Raw genomic sequence first — 8329 nt, forward strand, 5'->3', positions numbered from 1 at the left:
GTATCACTCCAGGTAGTGATGAATTCTTTAAACTGCCCCGCCGGCAACGACCGGCGGGGCCCGTGCGAGTGTTAGTTGCGTTCCAGGTCGATATCGATACCCAGGGAACGGATCTCTTTCACCAGCACGTTGAACGATTCAGGCATACCGGCGTCGATCACGTGGTCACCTTTGACCAGGTTTTCGTACACTTTGGTACGGCCGTTCACGTCATCCGACTTAACGGTCAACATCTCTTGCAGCACATACGATGCGCCGTATGCTTCCAGTGCCCACACCTCCATCTCACCGAAGCGCTGGCCGCCGAACTGGGCTTTACCGCCCAGTGGCTGCTGCGTAACCAGCGAGTACGGACCGGTCGAACGCGCGTGCATCTTGTCGTCGACCAAGTGGTGCAGCTTCAGCATGTGCATCACGCCAACGGTGACCTTGCGCTCGAACGCTTCGCCGGTGCGGCCGTCGTACATCGTGACCTGATTCTTCGACGGCGTCATGCCCAGCTTGTGAGCGATGTCGTCCGGGTAAGCCAGGTCCAGCATGCGGCGGATTTCCGATTCGTGCGCGCCGTCGAACACCGGAGTAGCGAACGGAACACCCTTCTTCAGGTTGTTCGCCAGCTTCATGATCTCTTCGTCGTCGAACTGGTCCAGGTCTTCCGGACGGCCGTTTTCGTTGTAGATCACGGTCAGATACTTGCGCATCTCTTCGGCTTTGGTGTGCACGGCCAGCATTTCGCCGATACGGATACCCAGGCCCTTGGCTGCCCAACCCAGGTGGGTCTCAAGAATCTGACCCACGTTCATACGGGAAGGAACACCCAGCGGGTTCAGCACCACGTCGGCCGGCGTACCGTCGGCCATGTATGGCATGTCTTCCACCGGCACGATACGGGAAACCACACCCTTGTTACCGTGGCGACCCGCCATCTTGTCGCCCGACTGCAGGCGGCGTTTAACGGCCAGATACACTTTGACCATCTTCTGCACGCCAGGTTGCAGTTCATCGCCCTGGGTCAGCTTCTTGCGCTTCTCTTCGAAGGCCAGATCGAACTGGTGGCGCTTCTCGTTGATCGATTCCTTGATCGCTTCCAGCGCGGTAGCCGATGCGTCTTCCGATGGACGGATGTCGAACCAGTGGTACTTGTCCAGATCCGCCAGGTATTCCTTGGTGATCTTGGCGCCTTTGGCCAGCTTCTTCGGACCGCCGTTGACGACTTGGCCGATCAGCATTTTTTCCAGACGCTGGAAGGCATCGCCTTCAACGATACGCATCTGGTCGTTCAGGTCCAGGCGGAAACGCTTCAGTTCATCGTCGATGATCTGTTGCGCGCGCTTGTCGCGAACGATGCCTTCACGGGTGAAGACCTGGACGTCGATCACGGTGCCGATCATGCCCGATGGCACGCGCAGCGAGGTGTCTTTGACGTCCGATGCTTTTTCGCCGAAGATCGCGCGCAGCAGCTTCTCTTCCGGAGTCAGCTGGGTTTCGCCTTTAGGCGTTACCTTGCCGACCAGGGTGTCGCCTGCTTGCACTTCCGCGCCGATGTAGACGATACCGGACTCATCCAGACGAGCCAGCTGGTTCTCAGCCAGGTTCGAGATGTCGCGGGTGATTTCTTCCGCGCCCAGCTTGGTATCGCGTGCAACGACGGACAGCTCTTCGATGTGAATCGAGGTGTAGCGGTCGTCTTTGACGACGTTTTCCGAGATCAGGATCGAATCTTCGAAGTTCAGACCATTCCATGGCATGAAGGCCACGGTCATGTTCTGGCCCAGAGCCAATTCACCCAGGTCGGTCGATGCGCCGTCGGCGATCACGTCGCGCTTGGCCACACGGTCGCCTACCTTGACGATAGGACGCTGGTTGATGTTGGTGTTCTGGTTCGAACGGGTGTACTTGATCAGGTTGTAGATGTCGACACCGACTTCGCCGGCGGTTGCTTCGTCATCGTTCACGCGAATCACGACACGGCCCGCATCGATGTAGTCGACGATACCGCCGCGCAGAGCTTGCACGGTAGTACCCGAGTCGACTGCCACGGTGCGTTCGATACCGGTACCGACCAGTGCTTTTTCTGGGCGCAGGCAAGGAACTGCCTGACGCTGCATGTTGGCACCCATCAATGCGCGGTTCGCATCATCGTGTTCGAGGAACGGAATCAGCGACGCTGCGACGGAAACGATCTGGCCCGGCGCCACGTCCATGTACTGGATGCGCTCTGGGGATACCAGGATGGTTTCGCCGGCTTCACGGGCCGAGACCAGCTCGTCGCTCAGCATGCCGCTCTTGTCGATGGTCGCATTCGCCTGGGCGATGATGTAGCGGCCTTCTTCGATGGCGGACAGGTAGTCGATCTGGTCGGTGATCTTGGAGCCCTCTACCTTGCGGTATGGGGTTTCCAGGAAGCCGTATTCATTCAGGCGGGCGTACAGCGCCAGCGAGTTGATCAGACCGATGTTCGGGCCCTCAGGCGTTTCGATCGGGCACACGCGGCCGTAGTGGGTCGGGTGTACGTCGCGGACTTCGAAGCCTGCGCGTTCGCGGGTCAGACCGCCAGGTCCCAGAGCGGAGACACGACGTTTGTGCGTGATTTCCGACAGCGGGTTGGTCTGGTCCATAAACTGCGACAGCTGGGACGAACCGAAGAACTCGCGGATTGCTGCCGAGATCGGCTTCGAGTTGATCAGGTCGTGCGGCATCAGGTTGTCCGCTTCGGCTTGGCCGAGGCGTTCCTTGACGGCGCGCTCAACGCGCACCAGGCCGGCGCGGAACTGGTTCTCGGCCAGTTCGCCGACGCAGCGTACGCGACGGTTACCCAGGTGATCGATATCGTCGACTTCGCCGCGGCCATTGCGCAGTTCCACCAGGATCTTGATCACGGCCAGCACGTCTTCGTTCGACAGCGTCATGGCGCCGGTCAGTTCATCGCGGCCGATGCGGCGGTTGAACTTCATGCGGCCCACGGCGGACAGGTCGTAACGGTCGGCGCTGTAGAACAGGCCGTTGAACAGCGCTTCCACCGAGTCTTCGGTTGGCGGTTCGCCAGGACGCATCATGCGGTAGATCGCGACACGGGCGGCCATCTGGTCGGCGGTGTCGTCGATGCGCAGGGTTTGCGAAATGTACGCGCCCTGATCCAGGTCGTTGGTGTACAAGGTCTGGATTTCGGAGATGTTGGCTTCGCGCAGGCGGCCCAACACGTCTTCGGTCAGCTCATCGTTGGCGGACGCGACGACTTCGCCGGTCTCAGGATCGACGATGTTCTTGGCCAGCACGCGGCCCAGCAGGTAGTCTTCCGGTACCGAGATGTGCTTGATGCCGTTCGATTCGATATCGCGCACATGCTTGGCGTTGATACGCTTGTCCTTCAGGACCAGCGTCTTGCCTTCCTTGTTGACGATGTCGAAACGCGCGACTTCGCCACGCAGGCGTTCGGCGACGAATTCCATTTCCGCGCCTTCGGAGCGCAGGTTGAAATTGTCGAACACGAAGAAGTTCGCCAGGATCTGCTCGTGCGACATGCCGATAGCTTTCAGCAGGATCGTCACTGGCATCTTGCGGCGGCGGTCGACGCGGAAGAACAGGATGTCTTTCGGGTCGAACTCGAAGTCCAGCCACGAACCGCGGTAAGGAATGATACGCGCGGAGAACAGCAGTTTGCCGGACGAGTGGGTCTTGCCGCGGTCGTGCTCGAAGAACACGCCAGGGGAGCGATGCAGCTGCGAAACGATAACGCGCTCGGTACCATTGATGACGAACGAACCGGTGGTGGTCATCAGGGGCAGTTCGCCCATGTAGACTTCCTGTTCCTTCATCTCTTTGACGACCGGCTTGGTCGGCGATTCCTTGTCCAGGATCACCAGACGCACCTTGGCGCGCAGCGGCGACGCGAAGGTCAGTCCGCGCAGTTGGCATTCCTTGACGTCAAAGGCGGGGTCGCCCAGGACATACGACAGGAATTCGAGACGCGCAAAGCCATTGTGCGAAACGATAGGGAATATCGAGGTAAAGGCCGACTGCAGGCCGTCGTTCTTGCGCGTCGACGGTGCTACGTCTTCTTGCAAGAAACTATGGTAGGACTCGAGCTGGGTAGCCAGCAGGAACGGAACGTGGTGAACGTTGGCGCGCTTCGCGAATGATTTGCGAATGCGTTTCTTCTCAGTAAATGAGTAGTGCATGGACACTCCGTGAGTGACAGAAAGGATAAAAAATTCAGGTTTTGCCAGTGCAATGTGAGCCACTTCAGCAACAAGATCGGCTGCATGTCACACAGACGAAACCTGAAACTTCTACCATTTCCAGCTGATTCGATAAAACTGCGGCGTCGGACAAACGCTACAAATACGACGAGGACGACAAAGGAGCCAAAGCCGGATTTCCCCCTTTAACAAGGGAAATCCGCAGCTTTGGCTCGTGGCGCTAACTAGCCGCCGTACAACTTGATTACTTCAGGTCGGCCTTGGCGCCAGCTTCTTCCAGCTTCTTCTTAGCGGCTTCAGCGTCAGCTTTCGACAGGGCTTCTTTAACGGTCTTAGGAGCGCCATCAACCACGTCTTTGGCTTCTTTCAGGCCCAGACCGGTGATTTCGCGAACTGCTTTAATTACGCCAACTTTGTTCGCGCCGACTTCGGTCAGAACAACGTTGAATTCGGTTTGCTCTTCAGCAACCGCAGCAGCAGCGCCGCCAGCTGCTGGAGCAGCCATTGCAGCGGCCGAAACGCCGAATTTTTCTTCGAATGCTTTAACCAGGTCGTTCAGGTCCATTACGGACATTTCGCTAACTGCGTTCAGGATGTCGTCTTTGCTAATTGCCATTTGAAACTCCAATAATTTTTTGATTCGTTAATACATCAGATTGGTACTTGAGAAAAGATCCGCCCGGCCCTCAGGCCGGAACGCAGCAGCTATTAGGCTGCTGCTGGGGCTTCTTCTGCGGCCACTTCGGCAACAGCTGGAGCACCTTCGGATTTTTTCGCTGCCAGAGCAGCCAGACCACGTGCAAAGCCCGACACCGGAGCCAGCATAACGCCCAACAACTGCGAGATGAGAACTTCACGGCTAGGAATGCTCGCCAACGCTGCAACAGCTGCTTTATCCAGCTGCTTGCCTGCGTAGTTACCTGCAGTGATGACCAGTTTGTCGTTGGTTTTAGCGAAGTCAGCGATGACTTTAGCTGCTGCAACGGCATCGTCCGAGATCGAGTAGATCAACGGACCGGTCATGCTGTCTGCCAGGCTGGCGAACTGCGTGCCTTCGACGGAGCGACGAGCGAGGGTGTTTTTCAACACTCGCAGGTACACGCCTTGAGCGCGCGCTTTGGCACGAAGTTGCGTCAAGTGAGCAACCTGGATGCCACGATATTCGGCCACGACGATAGTTTGCGCAGTTGCTACTTTTGCGGAAACTTCGGCGACGACGGCCTTTTTGTCATTCAGATTGAGACCCACGGTCAACCTCCTTAAATGATGACGGGCAAACTGCCTGCCATCGGTTCGAACAACGGCGTCCGAGGTTTAGGAGTCCAATGGACTACGAAACTTGATCGGGTACACCATCTGCGTTGGGTGAAAAATTCAATTAACCAGTTGCCTGCCTGATGCATCCGGCCCAACGGTCTTTGATTGCCTGGCCGTTCCCGAAGAAACGACCAGCCCAAAGAACTGCCCTGCGCTTTTCAGCGCGGGGACTTAAACTTTTAAAACTTAGGCAGCCAGGGTAGCCTGGTCAACACGGACGCCAGCGCCCATGGTCGACGACAGCGATACCTTGCGCAGGTATACACCCTTGCTGGTAGCTGGCTTAGCTTTGTTCAGTGCGTCGATCAGGGCAACCAGGTTGCTCTTCAGATCTGCATCAGCGAACGATTTGCGGCCGATGGTCGCGTGGATGATACCGGCTTTGTCGGTACGGTACTGAACTTGACCGGCTTTCGCGTTTTTCACGGCGGTAGCGACGTCAGGGGTTACGGTGCCGACTTTCGGGTTAGGCATCAGGCCACGTGGGCCCAGGATCTGACCCAGGGTACCAACGATACGCATGGTGTCTGGCGAAGCGATGACGATATCGAAAGGCATGTCGCCGGCTTTGACGCGCTCGGCCAGGTCTTCCATACCAACGACGTCAGCGCCGGCGGCTTTAGCCTGCTCAGCTTTTTCGCCCGAAGCGAACACAGCAACGCGAACGGTCTTGCCGGTGCCAGCTGGCAGCACGACGGAACCGCGAACGACCTGATCCGACTTCTTAGGATCCACGCCCAGTTGTACCGACACGTCGATCGATTCATTGAACTTGGCGGTAGCCAGTTCTTTGATCAGAGCGACTGCGTTGTCGAATGCGTAGGACTTGGTGCTATCAACTTTGGCTTTGATAGCTTTAGCGCGTTTGGACAGTTTTGCCATGATTACAGACCTTCCACCGTGATGCCCATCGAACGTGCGGAACCAGCGATGGTGCGTACAGCAGCATCCAGGTCGGCAGCGGTCAGATCAGGGGTTTTCAATTTAGCGATTTCTTCAGCTTGAGCGCGGGTCAGCTTACCGACTTTGTCGGTATGTGGCTTCGGCGAACCTTTGACAACGCCCGAGTGCTTCTTGATCAGGAAGGTTGCTGGAGGCGTCTTCATCACGAAGGTGAAGGACTTGTCAGCGAACGCGGTGATCACGACTGGGATAGGCATGCCTGGTTCCATACCTTGGGTCTGCGCGTTGAACGCTTTGCAGAATTCCATGATGTTCAGACCGCGTTGACCCAGAGCTGGACCGATCGGTGGGGATGGGTTTGCTTTACCAGCTGGTACTTGCAGCTTGATAAAACCAATGATTTTCTTTGCCATGATGGCTCCTATCTTGGATATGAGTAGTAGCGCCCCACCATGCGCATTTGCAGGGCGGGGCTCCTCTTTGCCAGATTTGTCGGGTTTTTACACCGTCGCCCGTTCTGGCGAACGGTGCTGCTTATACTTTTTCGACCTGGCCGAACTCAAGTTCCACCGGAGTAGCGCGGCCGAAGATGGTGACCGACACGCGTACTTTGGATTTCTCGTAATTGACTTCTTCGACATTGCCGTTGAAATCGGTGAACGGGCCATCCTTGATGCGGACTTGCTCGCCCACTTCGTACAGCACTTTCGGCCGTGGCTTCTCGACACCCTCTTGCATCTGCTGCATGATCTTGTCGATCTCGCGCGCTGGAATCGGGGTCGGCTTGTTCGATTTGCCGCCGATGAAGCCGGTCACCTTGTTGGTGTTTTTCACCAGGTGCCAGGTTTCGTCGGTCATTTCCATCTCAACCAGGACGTAGCCTGGGAAGAAACGACGCTCGGTGACGGACTTTTGACCGTTCTTGACTTCGACAACTTCTTCGGTCGGCACCAGGATCTGGCCGAACTGGTCCTGCATGCCGGCGCGTTCGACGCGTTCCGTCAGTGCACGCTGGACGCTTTTTTCCATGCCGGAATATGCGTGCACAACGTACCAGCGCTTGTTGCTGACTGGGACGCTGATAGGCGCTGCGCCAGCATCTTGCGGCTGGGCATCACCCGGCACGGGGACGCCCGCCGCTTCATCTTGCACATTTTCGCTCATTATTTTCGTATACCCAGAATGACGTCGTACAACAGGAACTCAAGTGTCTTATCCGTGCCCCACAGGAACAGCGCCATCACCAGCACGAAGGCAAACACGATGCCCGTGATCTGGGTAGCTTCGCGACGAGTAGGCCAGACGACCTTTTTCGTTTCGCGTACGGCTTCTTTGGCGAAATTCAGGAATTCACGGCCAGTCGTCGAGGTCCACAAGAGCAGAACGGCAAAAGCCAAACCAGCTACAAGTGCGCCTGCGCGTACGAGAGCTGGTTTGTCTGACAGGTAATAAAACCCGACCACACCTGCGATTGCCACGGCTATTGCCAGAGCAACCTTAATCTTGTCATTCGACGTGCTGACGGTCTGCACGGATTGATTTGACATTTATATTTACTTTCGGTGCCCTGCACCTGAAAACGGTGGCAGGGACGGAGGGCATCGAACCCCCAACCTTCGGTTTTGGAGACCGACGCTCTGCCAATTGAGCTACGTCCCTACGTAAAACTACAAAGGATATCGATTATACCACCAGAGACGCCCCTGGTGGTACGACCAGTATTCCTTAAGCGATGATCTTCGCTACAACACCTGCACCAACGGTACGGCCACCTTCGCGGATTGCGAAGCGCAGACCTTCTTCCATCGCGATCGGGTTGATCAGCTTGACGGTGATCGACACGTTATCGCCTGGCATAACCATTTCTTTGTCCGCTGGCAGTTCGATCGAACCGGTCACGTCAGTCGTAC

General features: G+C 56.9%; 7 protein-coding genes, 1 tRNA gene and 1 pseudogene. All 9 read right to left on the reverse strand.

The features are described from left to right. Positions 1 to 71: 71 nt before the first annotated feature. Complete coding sequence (gene rpoB, locus D0T21_RS30125; RefSeq protein ID WP_116993680.1) at positions 72 to 4178, reverse strand: DNA-directed RNA polymerase subunit beta; 4107 nt, start codon at positions 4176 to 4178, stop codon at positions 72 to 74. Between the two features lie 265 nt (positions 4179 to 4443). Next, complete coding sequence (gene rplL / locus D0T21_RS30130) at positions 4444 to 4815, reverse strand: 50S ribosomal protein L7/L12 (RefSeq protein WP_116993689.1); 372 nt, start codon at positions 4813 to 4815, stop codon at positions 4444 to 4446. Positions 4816 to 4907: 92 nt separating this feature from the next. After that, the gene (rplJ, locus tag D0T21_RS30135) at positions 4908 to 5447 is read right to left on the reverse strand and encodes a 50S ribosomal protein L10 (RefSeq protein ID WP_026334850.1); all 540 of its coding nucleotides are present in this window, start codon (positions 5445 to 5447) and stop codon (positions 4908 to 4910) included. A gap of 255 nt (positions 5448 to 5702) precedes the next feature. Continuing rightward, positions 5703 to 6398 carry a 50S ribosomal protein L1 gene (gene rplA, locus D0T21_RS30140; protein WP_020704298.1) on the reverse strand — a complete coding sequence of 232 codons (696 nt, stop codon included), beginning with the start codon at positions 6396 to 6398 and terminating at the stop codon, positions 5703 to 5705. Between the two features lie 2 nt (positions 6399 to 6400). Then, positions 6401 to 6832 (reverse strand): 50S ribosomal protein L11, encoded by a 432-nt coding sequence (gene rplK / locus D0T21_RS30145; RefSeq protein WP_008444110.1) that lies wholly within the window; start codon positions 6830 to 6832, stop codon positions 6401 to 6403. A 121-nt stretch (positions 6833 to 6953) separates the two neighbouring features. After that, positions 6954 to 7583 (reverse strand): transcription termination/antitermination protein NusG, encoded by a 630-nt coding sequence (gene nusG / locus D0T21_RS30150; RefSeq protein ID WP_116993681.1) that lies wholly within the window; start codon positions 7581 to 7583, stop codon positions 6954 to 6956. Next, entirely contained in the window at positions 7583 to 7966 is a 384-nt protein-coding gene (gene secE / locus D0T21_RS30155; protein WP_008444107.1) for a preprotein translocase subunit SecE, read from the reverse strand. The genes nusG and secE overlap by 1 nt, the downstream gene beginning before the upstream one ends. Positions 7967 to 8002: 36 nt before the next feature. Next, positions 8003 to 8078, reverse strand: a tRNA-Trp gene (locus tag D0T21_RS30160). 66 nt (positions 8079 to 8144) lie between these two features. Further along, positions 8145 to 8329 (reverse strand): annotated as a pseudogene (locus D0T21_RS30165) (elongation factor Tu); the annotation flags it as partial.

It is taken from the genome of Duganella sp. BJB476, from assembly GCF_003416895.1.
Lineage (GTDB): Bacteria > Pseudomonadota > Gammaproteobacteria > Burkholderiales > Burkholderiaceae_D > Rugamonas.

Excerpts from the sequence above, each read along its gene's own strand:
- rplK (WP_008444110.1), bottom strand. The coding sequence starts at position 6,832 with ATGGCAAAGAAAATCATTGGTTTTATCAAGCTGCAAGTACCAGCTGGT.
- rplA (WP_020704298.1), bottom strand. The coding sequence starts at position 6,398 with ATGGCAAAACTGTCCAAACGCGCTAAAGCTATCAAAGCCAAAGTTGAT.
- rpoB (WP_116993680.1), bottom strand. The coding sequence starts at position 4,178 with ATGCACTACTCATTTACTGAGAAGAAACGCATTCGCAAATCATTCGCG.
- nusG (WP_116993681.1), bottom strand. The coding sequence starts at position 7,583 with ATGAGCGAAAATGTGCAAGATGAAGCGGCGGGCGTCCCCGTGCCGGGT.
- rplL (WP_116993689.1), bottom strand. The coding sequence starts at position 4,815 with ATGGCAATTAGCAAAGACGACATCCTGAACGCAGTTAGCGAAATGTCC.
- secE (WP_008444107.1), bottom strand. The coding sequence starts at position 7,966 with ATGTCAAATCAATCCGTGCAGACCGTCAGCACGTCGAATGACAAGATT.